Source organism: Paenibacillus cucumis (ex Kampfer et al. 2016), assembly GCF_019748695.1.
In the GTDB taxonomy this organism is placed as follows: domain Bacteria; phylum Bacillota; class Bacilli; order Paenibacillales; family Paenibacillaceae; genus Paenibacillus; species Paenibacillus polysaccharolyticus.
Genome location: NZ_JACLIC010000005.1, coordinates 35,837 through 49,969, shown reverse-complemented (window position 1 = coordinate 49,969; position 14,133 = coordinate 35,837). Strand labels below are relative to the sequence as shown.

Here is a 14,133-nt window from a genome sequence, read left to right as displayed (position 1 = left end):
TAAGTATAGTGATATAAACGAGGGTCGTTTGGCGGATATAAAACGAATACTATACAGAAAAAGGAGCGCGGCAACATGAGAAGAGTCATCATTGATACCGATACAGCAGGAGACGATACGATTGCGATCCTGACAGCATTGCATCATTTTCAGGTGGAAGGCATTACGATAACCGGAGGGAACGTACAGTTTGACCAAGAGGTTGAAAATGCACTGTACACCGTGCAGGTTGCCGGACACGGCGGCAAGGTTCCGGTATATAAAGGCTGCGAGCGTCCACTTATGGCCTATGGTCAGGCTCAGCATCGTACGGTAGAAGATGTGCATGGCGATGACGGTATGGGCGGCGCGCATTTCCCCAAGGCGGATCAACGTCCCGAGAGCGGGCATGCGGTTGATTTTATTATCGAGAAGGTTCACGCACATCCTGGGGAGATTGAACTGCTGGCGATTGCGCCGCTAACGAACATCGCGATGGCGATTCAGAAGGACCCAACGATTATCCCTGAGATTGCTCATCTATATATCATGGGTGGAACGAACAATGCACTGGGCAATATCACACCGGCGGCGGAGTATAACTTTTACGTAGACCCTGAGGCAGCCAAAATTGTACTGCATGCAGGCATCCCTATTACGATGGTTGGCTGGGAGATGTGTACTCAATATTCCGTTATGGATGATAACGATCATGCAGAGATTGCAGCACTCCGTACCTCGGGTTCCGATTTCTTCATTGCAATCAATAAAGTGGTCATGCAATTCAACAAATCGGTACATAAATTGAACGGAACAACCCATCCTGATACCCTGTTAATGGTGGTTGCCGCAGAAGAGTCACTCATGACGAAGTCGGGTCATTATTACGTCGACGTAGAAGCGGCAGGGGAATTGACACGCGGATACAGCGTGGTGGATATCAACGGACGTTTTGGTAAAGCGCCAAATGTACGTGTCTGTGAAGCAATTGATCGTCCGAAGTTCAAGTCCATGCTGCTGGATGTGCTGACTGCCATTCAGTAACCGCATCGTTAAACGCAGAGCAGGAGAAACGTTTGTAAATGGTTTACATAATATGCGTAGACTAGGTTACATCTATTAAATCCGTACCTCTAACCAGGTGCGGATTTTTATTTTGCCTATTTTAACTAAACTACTTCATCTGTCGTAGTAACTGTGCTATACTCAAACTACTACGACAGATGAAGTGATGAGGGGGAATACCTTTTGTGATTAGCAGTGACGTAATACGGGGGTATAATGATACGCTGATCCTCTACATGTTGCTTGAAGGAGAATCGTACGGATACGAGATTTCCAAGAACATCAGGCAACTGACCGATGAGAAGTATGTCATGAAGGAGACTACACTCTATTCGGCCTTTACCCGCTTGGAGAAAAACGGATATATTGAATCTTTTTATCAGGATGAAAGTCTGGGCAAACGCCGCACGTATTACCGGATCACGCCAGCTGGCCTGGACTATTACAGAGAAAAATGCGAGGAATGGAAGGTTACGCAAGAGGTCGTTAATCTGTTTATCAGGGAGCTGTGATCGGACATGGAGACAATAATGGTATATCTGGACAATATGTTTGCGGGATTGCCGAGAAGTCCTGAGGTGGAGCGCATGAAACAGGAGCTTCTTTCGGGTATGGAAGATAAGTATCTGGAGTTAAAACAGGAGGGCAGATCAGAGAATGAGGCCGTTGGCATTGTGATCTCTGAGTTTGGCAACATCGAAGAATTGATGGAAGAGCTCGGAATTCAGACTGAAGATGCTGCGGAAACCTATCCAGTGCTGACCGAAGAAGAGGTTCAGGCCTATCTCGCGGCTAAGCGAAGTGCAGGCTTCTGGACGGGGCTGGGCGTGTGGCTGTCCTCGGCGGGAATAGCTTTTCTCATATTAATGGATACGCTGTTCGAGAGCTTAGGATCTTCATCAGATCAAGGTACGTTCGGCATTGGCTCTGTAATTGGCATGAGTGGTATGTTTGTGCTGGTGGCTGTTGCCGTGGGTATGTTCATCTATAGCGGTATGAAGCTAGGACGGTTTGAGTATATGGAGAAAGGGTTCCAGCTCCCTCGTTCCCTGATGATGACTATTCAGCGTAGAAGGGCAAGCTTTGCACTCACATATCGTGTGGCTCTTATTACGGGCGTGTGTCTGTGCATCCTGTCTCCTGTTTTCATCTTTGCAGGGGCCTATGTGAATGATACGTATGCGGCTTACGGTGTGTCGGCTCTCTTGGCTACAGCGGGGATCGGTGTGTTTTTGTTTGTCTATTACGGTAATATTCAGGGCTCCTATACGACGTTGCTTGAGGATCAGCATCTGAATGCAGCCAAGAGAGAAGAGGCACGAGCAGTGCGAGCCGTTGAGGCTGTGGTTTGGCCACTCGCGACGGCGTTCTTCCTCTTTACCGGTTTCGTCTACCAGCGCTGGGATATTAACTGGGCGATTTTCCCGATTGTCGGCATTCTCTCCGGCAGCTTTAGCAATGTATATCACATGATGAAAAATAAAAAGCCATCCTGATTCCTTAACTGTGTTCTGGATCGAAAAAGTTAAAAATACTAAACCCGCCTTATTCAATCATATAAGGCGGGTTTCCACATGCACAACGTTCCAGGACACGCAGTTATGAGTATGGAGTATGTGCTACCCCTCTAAAAATGAGCGAATGCCTGTGGTGACGAGATCATGATCTTCCTCATCAGGCAGACCCGAAATTGTGATTGTCCCCACTTGCCCTTCCTCTTTTAGGATCAGTGGAAATGCACCACCAGCCAGTACATAATCGGAGTCAGATAGTTGGTAATCTTGCTCCAATATTTTATTTTCGCTCCGTAGTCGTAAGGCCGTATGCCAGGAGCTGGAGCCGAAGTGGTTGACCACGTTGTTTTTGCGCCGAATCCAGTTTTCGTTATCGGGGTGGGTGCCTTCCATCGCATGCAAAAAGAGACGGTGTCCCTTTAGCGTAATATCAATGGTCACCGCTTGTGAGCGGCGTTTCGCTTCCTGAACTAGATACAGGCCGAGTTGTAGTGCTGTTTCGGAGTTGAATGTATCCCATACCAGTTCCTGTTCTTCCTGCTGCATCTGTGCAAGTCTTGCAGTGATTTCGGGATTAATCGGATTCAAATGAAAGACATCTCCTTCGTATGTGTGATGAAGCTCTACATTCGACGCAGGACGGGGCTCTACCTGCCCGTAGTGAATTGCACACTTTATCGAATGTTAGAAGAGACTTAAGATCGGATCATTTGGAGACGTTATAACCGCTGTGGTAGAGTAAGAAGAACGTTATAATGATTTTTCTGCAATTGAACATAAAGAGCGGCTTAGGCAGGCAGGGGGAAAACGATGTTGTTTTATTTTATCGCGTTGCTGGTTACGCTTGTAGATCAGGGTACTAAAATTGCAGTTCGGATGTATATGGAGGTTGGCGAAGTGATGCGGCTTGGGGATTCAGGGATGCAGCTGCAACATTACGAAAATAGCGGTATGGCCGGAAGCATGTTTCAAGGGAATGCACGTTTATTCGGGGTCATTGCTGTGCTGTTTATCGTAGGTATGCTCTATTATCGGCGTAAAGGTGAGATACGGGGATTCTGGATGCAGGCCGGGGCAGGTTTCATGGTCGGCGGTGCACTCGGCAACGCCATAGATCGCTTTGTTTATGCTCGTGTGACGGACTTTCTGGTGTTTCCGTCGGGACGGGGCATTTTAAACCTGGCGGATGTGGCAATTAACATTGGTGTAGTGATGATCATCATCGGCATGCTGATTCGTGCATATCAGAGGTATCGGGAGAAACGTCTACGTAATGCGCTGCCTAAAGGGTAACATTGATGGATATAAGCAATGATTGGTGACGAATGTTCTAATGTATGGTTGCAAAAGAGCCGAAGCAGAGGTTAGTCCTGTTTCGGCTCTTTGTTATGGCGACTTTTAAAAGGGATTTAGTCATTCAATTTAGATAATTCTGCATCAAGCTCGGCTAGTTTTGCAGACGAGGTGGTCAGATCCTTTTGTATGTATAGCCGGGTCATTATTGCCTCCTCGTTTGACAATTGAGCGAAATTTTCATTGATATATTTTTTATAAATGGCTGTATTTAATTGAACGATTTCATTTGCAAGTTTTAGACTCTTATCTAAGCTAGCAGTTACAACTAAGTCAGAAGCTGGTTCTTTTTGCAAAAGAAGTTTTTCAAACATAGCTTTGCTTGAATTAAAGTAGATAAAACCAGGAAGATAATTAAGAGTAATAGGTTCATTCTTGTCCAGAGAAAAAGCCTCTTTCCCATCAGGAGAGTTATAGATCAGCACATAGTTTGCATATTGAATCTGATTTTGATTTAACTGTTCATAGCTCTTGTATAACAATAATAATTCCTCTTTACTAATCTTCTTTTTATCTATAGCGCTCTGCAAAGTTGACAAGATTGAATCTGAAGTGGAAAGAATGCTGCGTTCGTAATCTGACAGCACCTGACTGTATTGTTGATTTAAATAATCTTTTAGTCTTCCATTACTTGAACTATACCCAACAACATTTGCAATTAGAGAGGCTACAAGAGCAAGAGCTAATATAATGATAAGATTTTTTGGGCTCATTTTTTTCATAAGTTAAGGTTCTCCTTAGAAAATTAGGTATTTGATTTCGTTTTGTCATATTGTCTATCATAATGGAATATTTCATAATATTATATATAATTACATATTAAGGAGTTTCAAGGGGTGGAGCTTCCGTTGCTCCATGTTCTTCTCTTATCATGTTCTAATCTATTAAAGATCAATTGAAATCAATTGATCCCCAAACAAAACTATGTTATTTTGAATGAGATAATTTAATGGTTAAACAAAGTTGATCCGCTAAGAGGAAAAGAAACATAAGAGAGTTTAATTTTTCGGCTCTTTTGCAAGCGCTTCAATATAACCTTAACAGAATAACGTAGATGAATCCGGCATCGAGTGTATTCCCGTTATGTAACATACGGGCGTGAGATGGTGGTTTCTTTTACATGCAGAAAGAGGAGGACGTCTAGATAGTGCAGCGGAAAACAAGGCATTTTAACTCGCTTCGTAATCAGATCTTTGTCGGTTTTGTAATGGTCATGCTCATAGTCCTGCTGCTCGCAGGCATCACAGCCTATGACCGTGTAGCGGTTTTGTTGAAAAACAATGCCGAGAAGCATATCCACCAGACCGCGGTACAGGCCAGTGGCAGGTTGGATGCACTGATTGCACAGGTGAATTCCCTGACCGCTCAGGTTGCAGATGATGCTTACGTGCAACGTCTGCTGAATGAAGAGAAGCGAGGGCAGAAGGCGAGTTTTAATCAGCGGCAGGCGCTACTGCAGATTGCAGGTAGTTACCAATCCTTCATTAATGGTGCGCAGAGCATGGAAATCTACACGACAGATTATAGCCGTATCTTTCCGATGGATGATCGTTCATTAAGTCATAGGCTGGAGCGGAACTGGATTGTCAAAGCGGATGAGGGTAAGGGTCGACTGGTGTGGGCTGGCTCCGATCCCGACGATCCGAGCATTCTTCTGGCTGTTCGGCGAATCAGTCTGCTGGAACGTTCCTTTGAGCACGGGGGATACGTGGTTGTACGTATGCAACGCAGTTTTTTTCAACTGAATGATTCGGTTGGGGCAGACGGCTCCCAGGATTCAATCATGCTGCTGGACGGTGACGGTGAAGTGGTGACCTCTAATTTGGATGTGCATCTCGATCCTCAGGCAGTGATGAACAGTGAATCGGTTGTTCAGAATGGCAAAGAATCTTATATCGTGGTGAAGCAACGATCTGAGTTAACCGGCTGGACACTGGCTGTACTGACACCACTACGAGAAACTACCGAAGGAGTGTCAATCCTGAGAACGGCATTGCTTGTATCGGGAATTATCGGCGTTGTGCTTTTCTTAGTCATGTCCTTTTTCCTCTCCACGATGATTACCCGTCCGTTGATTCGACTGATGCGGGCGATGCGCGGGGCACAACCGGGGGCAATGAGACCTAACCTCATGGTGAGTTCTACCTTAGAAATCAATGAACTGAATGACGTGTATAACCAGATGGTGTACAGGCAGAATGAATTGACGCAGGTGGTACATGAGAAAGAAGTCATGCAGTCCCGGGCTGAGATGAAGGCGCTACAATCCCAGATCAACCCTCATTTTTTGTTCAATACTTTAGAGGCATTCTACTGGTCGTTGGAGGAAAAAGGAGAGGAGGAGATGGCACGTATGGTTATCGCGATGTCTCGGTTATTTCGCTACATAATCTCCAGCCCCCATCAGGATGAATGGGTTACGCTGGCGGGCGAGCTTGAACATGTAGAACGGTATCTGAACATTATGCAGATGCGGCTGGGTGACAGGATGCAGTGGGAGATCAGGTTGAGTGAAGAGTTGCGAAGCGTACCCATGCCTAAGCTGCTAATTCAGCCGCTTGTGGAAAATGCCGTTCTGTACGGCATCGAAAATACGTTAAAACCTGGAATGGTAAAGATCAGCGTACAACCTTCATCGATAACAGATATCGTGTGTGTGGAGGTGCGCGATAATGGGCCAGGAATAAACGAGGAACGTCTTCAGGACATTAAACAGGCACTAAATGGTGGTGAGCCTGTGGTTCCCGGAAGAGGAGCAGGTGTGGGGTTGATTAATGTACACCAACGTCTCGGGCTTTATTTTGGCGATCGGCTCGCTGAGCAGGCCAAACTTACGATCGAGAGCGAAGTTGGAGCAGGAACAGTGATCCGATTCAACATTCCGAGGGGAACGGAGGCTACACATGATTCATGAAAAAACGATCCTGATTGTGGACGACGAACCGCGTACAAGAGAAGGCATACGTAAAACACTTGAAGCATGGTCTGCCGGGAAGAACCGGATTCAGACAGTGGCGAGTGGCGTGGAGGCCAGAGAGTGGCTTGCAAGCCAACCGGCTGACCTGTTGATTACGGATGTACGCATGCCAGAGTTGTCTGGCTTGTCTCTCGTGGAGGCTATTCAACATTTTCCTAGCAAACCAGCGGTGCTGATCATGTCGGGATACGCAGATTTCAATTATGCGCAGCAAGCGATTAAGCTGGGTGTGGTGGATTACTTGCTCAAGCCGATTGATAAAGAGCAGCTGCTTCAGACGGTACAGAAGGCACTTCTTCTTCATGAGCAGCAACGACGTATCCAAGCGATGCAAGACATCGTTGACCCGAAGCTGGTAGACATCCGGGAACGGAGAGAGCAACAGGATAATACACCGATTGGAGAAGCTTTGGCATACATTGAGACACATCTGGGTGAACCGATGACGATGCGTGAGCTTGCCGATTCCCTGCACTTGAATTCCAGTTATTTCAGTGTGCTGTTCAAAGAACAGGTCGGGCTGAATTTCAGCGAATATCTCATGCGCAAACGGGTACAGCGAGCAAAGGAGTTGTTAGTGCAGACGAACCTGCCCATCTCCGAAATTGCGGAGAGAGTAGGCTATCAGACCGATAAATATTTTATCAAAGTATTCAAAAGCCTGGAGAATATCAGTCCGAGTAAATATCGTCACTCTGTGAACGAAAAGGATTAACAGATGGAATTAAGCAGAGTTCACTCTTTCAACAAAAAGGGAATGAATACTCAAAATAGTGGAGTTTTTCCAAATCATTCTACCCTTATAGTCGGATGATGCCCATGCTACACTTTTATTAAAGCGGTTACAAAAACCGAAATTCCACTATTGGGGGTTGGAAATATGAAAAGAAAGACACTGGCTATGATCCTGTCATGGACGCTGATTCTGGCTGTCATTTTGTCTGGATGCAACAATGCAGGTTCCGGGGCGGGCAAGGATTCCGGTAGTAATGCAGGCGGCGGTGACAGTGGCGGAGATGGCAAGGTTACTCTGAAATTCATGCATCTATGGCCTGCAGGCAGCTCCGCACAACAGAACAAGCTGGTCAACGATATTATCCAGCAGTATCAGACCGATAACCCAAATGTGACGATCAAGCAGGAAGTGCTGGAGAATGAACAATACAAAAACAAACTGAAAATTCTGTCTGCTTCCAATGAACTTCCCGATGTGGGTGTAACCTGGGCTGCGGGATTCCTGGAGCCTTATGTGAAGGGTAACCTGTTTGCACCACTCGATGATTTGCTGAAGGGGGATCTGGGCGAGAAGTTTATCGCCGGAACGACCGAGGCTTACGCGGTAGACGGTAAAACGTATGCGCTGCCGATTGAGCTGAATATCTCTCCTATTTATTACAACAAAGCGATATTTGAAAAATATAATTTGCAGACACCAGCCACCTATGATGAATTCCTGAACGTGGTGAAGACGCTGACCGATAACGGTGAAGTGCCGATTGCACTGGGGAATAAGGACCGCTGGACGGGGTCACTCTGGTACATGTACCTTGCGAATCGTGTAGGCGGGGATGCATTGGAGAAAGCCATTAACGGCTCCGGTAAGTTTGATGATCCGGCACTGACACAGGCTGCGGCTGAAGTGCAGAAGCTGGTGGATATGAACGCATTCAACAAAGGTTTTAACGGCTTGTCCAACGATGAGGGCAAATCCGAATTCATGAATGAAAAAGCGGCTATGTATCTGATGGGAACGTGGGAATTGCCAAACTTTACAACGAACCCGGACATTCCGCAGGACTTCAAGGATAAGGTTGGATTTTTCAAATTCCCGACGATTGACGGCGGCAAAGGCGACATTAACAGCTGGGTAGGCGGACCGGGCGTAGGCTTGTTTGCGGCTCAGAACTCGAAAGTGAAGGACGAAGCGCAGAAATTCATTCAATACTTTGTGGAAAAATGGGGCGAAAGCTCGGTGACCGAAGCCGGAGTCATTCCTGCGACTAAAGTGGATACGGCTGCTGTACAGCTGCCACAACTATACATCGATCTGCTGAACGAGCTGAATCAGGCGAGCAGCCTGACCCTCTTTGCAGACGTGCAGATGAAACCTGCTGCCGCTCAGGCGCATCTGGACATGATTCAGGCACTGTTTGGTAAAGCAGTAACACCGGAAGACTTTGTGAAGAATCATCAGGCTGCGATCGACAAAGGCAACTGATGTAGACCTCACCGACACGTACACCATATGAATGTTTGAACGCTTGAAGGGAGGAATACGTCTTGGACAAAGTCATGTCGAACCGCCTGGTGGCTGCGCTGTACGTGCTTCCTGCGCTGCTTCTGCTCCTGGTTCTGGTCTACATCCCCATTGTACTTACGGGCTATTACGGTTTGATGCAGTGGGATGGAATTGGGGCAATGACGTTTATAGGTTTGGATAACTACGCCAGATTACTTCAGGACAGTACGTTCTGGCAGAGCGCCAATCATACCTTTTTATTAGCCTTGTTCTCTGCGCTGAGTCTCATCGGTTATCTGATGATTGCACTCGTGCTGTCAGGCAAGATCAAGGGTGCAAACTTTTTTCGCAAAATATACCTGATTCCAATGTTGCTGTCATCCGTTGCGATTGCCCAGTTATGGCTGAAGATCTATCACCCCAGTAATGGTGTACTGAACAGCTTTCTGGAAGCCATCGGATTTAGCAATCCGCCAGCCTGGCTGGCGGAGCCATCACTGGTGCTGTATGCATTGTTCGTTCCGATTTTGTGGCAGTATGCAGGTTTCTATATTTTGATCTATTACGCGGCACTCAAAAATATCCCGGAATCACTCATCGAGGCTGCGCGTATTGATGGTGCAAACCCGTGGCAGATTGCTTTCCGGATTAAGCTGCCGCTCATTACGGAAGTGATTAAAGTGACCGTGGTGCTCGCCGTGGTTGGCTCACTGAAATATTTTGACCTCATCTATGTCATGACAGATGGCGGTCCGAATGGCTCCAGTGAAGTCATGGCCTCCTACATGTATCGTCAGGCGTTTCGCAGTTTTGACTTTGGATACGGCAGTGCGGTAGGTTTCTTCCTGCTTCTCATCTGTCTGGTTGTGACATGGTTACTGCGTAAGGCAACCGCATCCAAAGATACAATTCAATATTCCTGACGCTTACTTACAATGAAAGGAGGTCATCCCGTTGAAGATGGAACCGGCTGTTCGGTTACCCGTTGGCCCGGAGACAGGTCATAGCCCGGTATGGGCGAGAAGGCTTGGATACGCCCTGTTATATGTGCTTCTGTCTCTGGTGGCTTTGCTTCAGATTTTGCCTTTAGTGTGGTTGCTGTTATTTTCACTGAAAAATAATCAGGAAGTATTCGACATGGCTCCTTTTGCGCTCCCGGCTACGCCGCGTTGGGAGAACTATGTCAAGGTGTGGACGGAAGGCAATATCAGCTTATATTTTTTCAACAGTGTATGGATTACGGTCGTTTCAGTGGTGTTCACGGTGCTGTTTGCAAGTCTCGTCACCTTTGCGATCACACGCATGCGCTGGAAGGGACGTTCACTGGTGCTGGGACTGTTCATGGTGGGTCTGATGATCCCGGTACATTCCACGCTGATTCCGCTGTTCAGTCTGTTTCTGAAGTTGAATCTCACCGATCATCCGTTATCGGTCATTCTCTCTTACATTGCATTTAATATGCCGATTACGATTATGATTCTGCTGGGATTCTATTATGCGCTTCCGAGAGAGGTAGAAGAGGCCGCTGTGATGGATGGCTGCTCGGTGAACCGCATCTTCTTCCGCATTGTACTGCCTATGACGGCTTCGGTCATTGCAACAACCGCGATCATTAACATGATCTATGACTGGAATGAATTTATTTTTGTGAACACCTTCATTAGTTCGGATGCATACAAAACGCTGACCGTCGGGGTTCAGAACTTTATTGGACAGTACACTACCGATTGGGGTGCCATTGGTGCAACGTTGATGATCAGCATCTTGCCGATTTTGATCGCGTTCCTGGTGCTGAGTGAACGAATTGTCGAAGGGATCGCTGCAGGTTCGGTCAAAGGATGATTGCTTGTCAGTGCTTCCGCTGATTATAAACGCAAGAGAATATAGCCCTCCCACTAATCGCTTAATATGCGTACTGGGAGGGTTTTGTTATGTCCTGGGAGGCATCATCGAGTGCCATTCAAAAGGAGTAGCCAGACGGGTTTTATGAAAATGGAATAATTCCTATTTCTGGAATTTCAAAAAACTTTCAATTATTTTCGCAAAACTACTGCATTTTCAAACCACCTGTGCTAACATACCCTATGAATTAAAGCAAACGTTGGAAAGGTGAGAAAATGACAGCAATATCCTCGACCAAAGAGTCTCTCCGTTCAGATGCCCAGGATCTGAAGCTGATTCGGTTAACCTGGCCTATATTCCTGGAACTCTTCTTGTTTATGTTGATGGGGAGCGTGGATACGCTCATGCTTAGCTCGGTATCGGATAATGCCGTCTCCGGGGTGGGTGCAGCCAACCAGATTATTTCCATTGCGATTCTTGTACTCGAAGTCATTGGACATGGCGCTGCGATTGTTGTAGCCCAATATATCGGTTCGAAAAAGCTGACAGAAGCAGCTCAGGTTACGGGTAATGCCATCACGCTTAATCTAGCGGTTGGATTGATTCTTAGTGTGATCTTCCTGGTGTTTGGCGGACACTTGCTGTCGCTTTTGAATATACAAGGTGAAATTTACGATTATGCTCGTTCCTATATCAGCATTGTCGGGGGCGGAATTTTCTTGCAGGCCCTCATTAATGCACTGGCGGCAACGATTCGTACACATGGTTATACCAAGGAAACGATGTATGTGTCCGTATTTATGAACGTCATCCACGTGATTGGTAACTATGCTCTGATCTTTGGACATTTCGGCTTGCCGAAGCTGGGTGTGGAAGGGGCAGCGATCTCGACGGTAGGTAGCCGTTTCGTCTGCTTGTTGATCTTTTTCTGGCTCTTGTATCGTGTAAGCGAGGTTCGTGTCGATTTTGAATATTACATTAAATTGTCCAAAAATTTTATTGGCAAAATTCTGCGCATTGGTATTCCTTCTGCGATGGAATCGATGGTGTATCACTCCTGCCAGCTCGTATTCACGCTGTACGTGACCTATTTGGGCGCGGAAGCGATGGCAACCAAACAATATGCAGGTAACATTTCGAGCTACATTTATCTGTTCAGTATGGCGATCGGCATGGGGACATCTATCATCGTTGGCCGGCTTGTCGGTGCGCGCCGCAAGGATGATGCGTACAAACGTGTATTCGACAGTGTAAAATGGGCGCTTCTGGCTACCGTTGTGATTGACGTGATCATTATCATTTTCCGCGTGCCACTGATGAGCATCTTTACGGAAAATCCGGAGATTATCAGGCTCGGCGCACAGGTGTTGCTGCTCAGTCTGGTGCTTGAAACCGGGCGTACGTGTAATATCGTTATCATTGGTTCTCTGCGTGCTGCAGGGGATGCAAAGTTCCCGGTATACATGGGCCTGATCTCTATGGTATGCATGAGTCTGCCTCTTGGCTATCTGCTGGTGTTCCAGTTGAATATGGGGCTGGCAGGCGTGTGGCTTGCTATTGCGGCAGACGAGTGGACACGTGCAGTCATCATGTACTTCCGCTGGAAGAGCCGTGCATGGGAGAGACATGAGCTGGTAGAGCATGATGAGGAAGAGGCTGGTGCACAGCCGGTTCCGGCAGTCTGATCAGGCTGTACTTGGCCGAGAAGCACATTTAAATGAGAGTTATGAAGAGTCGGTTAGGGACATGGTTGTCCCTGATCAGGCTCTTCTTTTTTTATTTTCCGCAAAAATGATCAAAACGGCTCCTTCGTGAACACGTATAGTAAGGATATGGAAGGGGGACATCTTCAATTGAGTCGATATCAGGAGATGATTCAGGACAGCTTGTTCTACATCGAGAACCATCTGCATGAAGAGATTGGGCTGGAAGACGTGGCTTCCAAGGCGGCATTATCGCCTTATCATTATCATCGGGTATTCCGGGATGAGGTGGGCATGACGGTGGTTGATTACATTCGCCATCGGCGGATGAGTCTGGCATCCACCGCGCTGCGTTCTACGGATGCAGGGATTCTGGACATATCGCTGGCCTGCGGATTCGAAAGTCAGGAAGCGTTTACTCGGGCTTTTCGCAAAATATATGGGATGCCACCTGGGCGGTTTCGCAAATTATTTGATCTTAAACTATTTACTGGGAAAACCAGAGGAGGAGAAATAGAGATGAATACTACAACGGCAATCAAAGGTTGGATGTTAACAGGGAGTCACCCGCAAAACTATGAGATGGGACTTGATCCCGCCGAGGTACATCAAGGAAAGGCCTCAGGGTATTTGAAGGCCGTTACACCGATGGAACCAAATGAATTTGCTACGATGATGCAGCAGTTCAGGGCAGATAAATATTTGGGTAAACGGATGAAGTTGACGGGATTTGTTAAAACGGATCGTGTAGAAGCATTCTGCGGACTATGGATGCGTGTGGATAATCAGGTGCAGGATGTGCTGCAGTTTGATAACATGCATGACCGGCCGATCTCAGGTACACAGCCATGGAATCAGTACAGCATTGTACTGGATGTACCAGCAGAGAGTGCAGTTATTTCATTTGGGGTGATTCTGAACGGAAAAGGAAAGGTCTGGGTGGACAGCTTCCGCTTCGAAGAGGTGGATCTAAACACACCTGTGACGCATATGGAGACGGAATATGAGATGTCGGACGAGCCGTTAAATTTGTCGTTTGAGGAATAAGAAATCAAATTGGGAGGTGCTGGCCATGAATGAACCGATGTTGAAGAAAGCGATGGATACGCTGGAATTTCTGAGTCATGATGCCGCTACCCGTATGGCGTATGATGCCCGTATGAAGGCTCTGAGTGATGAAAAGTCGATGATTGAGGGGGCGCGGGCAGAAGGGACGGCCAAAGGCAGGCTGGAAGGTTTACGAGAAGGTAAACAAGAGATGGCCCGTGAGCTGTTAGCCCTTGGAGTGGACATGTCCACTATCGTGAAGGCCTCCTGTCTTTCCGAAGAGGAAATCCGTAAGTTGCTACCTTAGCAATAGGTACCAACAAAGATGATTAGCGTTTAAATATTATCAGTCAATTTCACATGGTTACAGTCCACATGTAATAGAGAAATTTTGAGCCAATCCATCGGTGGAAC

The 14,133-nt window shown here is 46.9% G+C and carries 13 protein-coding genes and 1 pseudogene; 12 read left to right on the top strand and 2 right to left on the bottom strand.

The features are described from left to right. Positions 1-75: 75 nt before the first annotated feature. The 3 genes from H7T88_RS02470 to H7T88_RS02460 all read left to right on the top strand — a co-directional run bounded on the left by H7T88_RS02470 (position 76) and on the right by H7T88_RS02460 (position 2,540). Positions 76-1,023: a nucleoside hydrolase gene (locus H7T88_RS02470; protein ID WP_221786694.1), complete on the top strand. Its 948-nt coding sequence runs from the start codon at positions 76-78 to the stop codon at positions 1,021-1,023. Between the two features lie 206 nt (positions 1,024-1,229). Then, complete coding sequence (locus H7T88_RS02465; RefSeq protein ID WP_090921618.1) at positions 1,230-1,556, top strand: PadR family transcriptional regulator; 327 nt, start codon at positions 1,230-1,232, stop codon at positions 1,554-1,556. A gap of 6 nt (positions 1,557-1,562) precedes the next feature. Continuing rightward, entirely contained in the window at positions 1,563-2,540 is a 978-nt protein-coding gene (locus H7T88_RS02460; RefSeq protein ID WP_221786693.1) for a permease prefix domain 1-containing protein, read from the top strand. 123 nt (positions 2,541-2,663) lie between these two features. Here H7T88_RS02460 and H7T88_RS02455 read toward each other — a convergent pair whose 3' ends face one another. Beyond that, positions 2,664-3,146, bottom strand: coding sequence for a heme-degrading domain-containing protein (locus tag H7T88_RS02455; protein WP_260510667.1), 483 nt, complete (start codon positions 3,144-3,146; stop codon positions 2,664-2,666). Between the two features lie 222 nt (positions 3,147-3,368). Between H7T88_RS02455 and lspA the strand changes: the two genes are divergently transcribed. Further along, positions 3,369-3,851 carry a signal peptidase II gene (lspA, locus tag H7T88_RS02450; RefSeq protein WP_090921622.1) on the top strand — a complete coding sequence of 161 codons (483 nt, stop codon included), beginning with the start codon at positions 3,369-3,371 and terminating at the stop codon, positions 3,849-3,851. 116 nt (positions 3,852-3,967) lie between these two features. Here the strand turns inward: lspA and H7T88_RS02445 are convergent, their stop codons facing one another. Then, entirely contained in the window at positions 3,968-4,633 is a 666-nt protein-coding gene (locus tag H7T88_RS02445; protein ID WP_221786692.1) for a hypothetical protein, read from the bottom strand. Between the two features lie 425 nt (positions 4,634-5,058). Between H7T88_RS02445 and H7T88_RS02440 the strand changes: the two genes are divergently transcribed. The 8 genes and pseudogenes from H7T88_RS02440 to H7T88_RS02405 all read left to right on the top strand — a co-directional run. Next, positions 5,059-6,825 carry a cache domain-containing sensor histidine kinase gene (locus H7T88_RS02440; RefSeq protein WP_221786691.1) on the top strand — a complete coding sequence of 589 codons (1,767 nt, stop codon included), beginning with the start codon at positions 5,059-5,061 and terminating at the stop codon, positions 6,823-6,825. Next, a complete protein-coding gene (locus H7T88_RS02435; protein WP_154890092.1) occupies positions 6,815-7,603 on the top strand; it encodes a response regulator in 789 nt (262 codons plus the stop codon). Before H7T88_RS02440 ends, H7T88_RS02435 begins: the two co-directional genes overlap by 11 nt. A gap of 165 nt (positions 7,604-7,768) precedes the next feature. Further along, entirely contained in the window at positions 7,769-9,106 is a 1,338-nt protein-coding gene (locus H7T88_RS02430) for an extracellular solute-binding protein (protein ID WP_221786690.1), read from the top strand. 62 nt (positions 9,107-9,168) lie between these two features. Beyond that, a complete protein-coding gene (locus tag H7T88_RS02425; protein WP_090921632.1) occupies positions 9,169-10,050 on the top strand; it encodes a carbohydrate ABC transporter permease in 882 nt (293 codons plus the stop codon). Between the two features lie 37 nt (positions 10,051-10,087). After that, positions 10,088-10,969 carry a carbohydrate ABC transporter permease gene (locus tag H7T88_RS02420; protein ID WP_221786760.1) on the top strand — a complete coding sequence of 294 codons (882 nt, stop codon included), beginning with the start codon at positions 10,088-10,090 and terminating at the stop codon, positions 10,967-10,969. Between the two features lie 275 nt (positions 10,970-11,244). Then, on the top strand, positions 11,245-12,654 hold the full coding sequence (locus H7T88_RS02415) for an MATE family efflux transporter (RefSeq protein ID WP_221786689.1): 1,410 nt from the start codon (positions 11,245-11,247) through the stop codon (positions 12,652-12,654). Positions 12,655-12,801: 147 nt separating this feature from the next. Beyond that, positions 12,802-13,719 carry a helix-turn-helix transcriptional regulator gene (locus H7T88_RS02410; RefSeq protein WP_221786759.1) on the top strand — a complete coding sequence of 306 codons (918 nt, stop codon included), beginning with the start codon at positions 12,802-12,804 and terminating at the stop codon, positions 13,717-13,719. Positions 13,720-13,723: 4 nt separating this feature from the next. Further along, positions 13,724-14,026: pseudogene (locus H7T88_RS02405) on the top strand (Rpn/YhgA-type helix-turn-helix domain-containing protein); the annotation flags it as partial. Between the last annotated feature and the right edge of the window lie 107 nt (positions 14,027-14,133).

What these genes read in the sequence shown, in the direction of transcription:
- H7T88_RS02470 (WP_221786694.1), top strand. Translation starts at nt 76, where the DNA reads ATGAGAAGAGTCATCATTGATACCGATACAGCAGGAGACGATACGATT.
- H7T88_RS02460 (WP_221786693.1), top strand. Translation starts at nt 1,563, where the DNA reads ATGGAGACAATAATGGTATATCTGGACAATATGTTTGCGGGATTGCCG.
- lspA (WP_090921622.1), top strand. Translation starts at nt 3,369, where the DNA reads ATGTTGTTTTATTTTATCGCGTTGCTGGTTACGCTTGTAGATCAGGGT.
- H7T88_RS02445 (WP_221786692.1), bottom strand. Translation starts at nt 4,633, where the DNA reads ATGAAAAAAATGAGCCCAAAAAATCTTATCATTATATTAGCTCTTGCT.
- H7T88_RS02435 (WP_154890092.1), top strand. Translation starts at nt 6,815, where the DNA reads ATGATTCATGAAAAAACGATCCTGATTGTGGACGACGAACCGCGTACA.
- H7T88_RS02430 (WP_221786690.1), top strand. Translation starts at nt 7,769, where the DNA reads ATGAAAAGAAAGACACTGGCTATGATCCTGTCATGGACGCTGATTCTG.
- H7T88_RS02420 (WP_221786760.1), top strand. Translation starts at nt 10,088, where the DNA reads ATGGAACCGGCTGTTCGGTTACCCGTTGGCCCGGAGACAGGTCATAGC.
- H7T88_RS02415 (WP_221786689.1), top strand. Translation starts at nt 11,245, where the DNA reads ATGACAGCAATATCCTCGACCAAAGAGTCTCTCCGTTCAGATGCCCAG.
- H7T88_RS02410 (WP_221786759.1), top strand. Translation starts at nt 12,802, where the DNA reads ATGGAAGGGGGACATCTTCAATTGAGTCGATATCAGGAGATGATTCAG.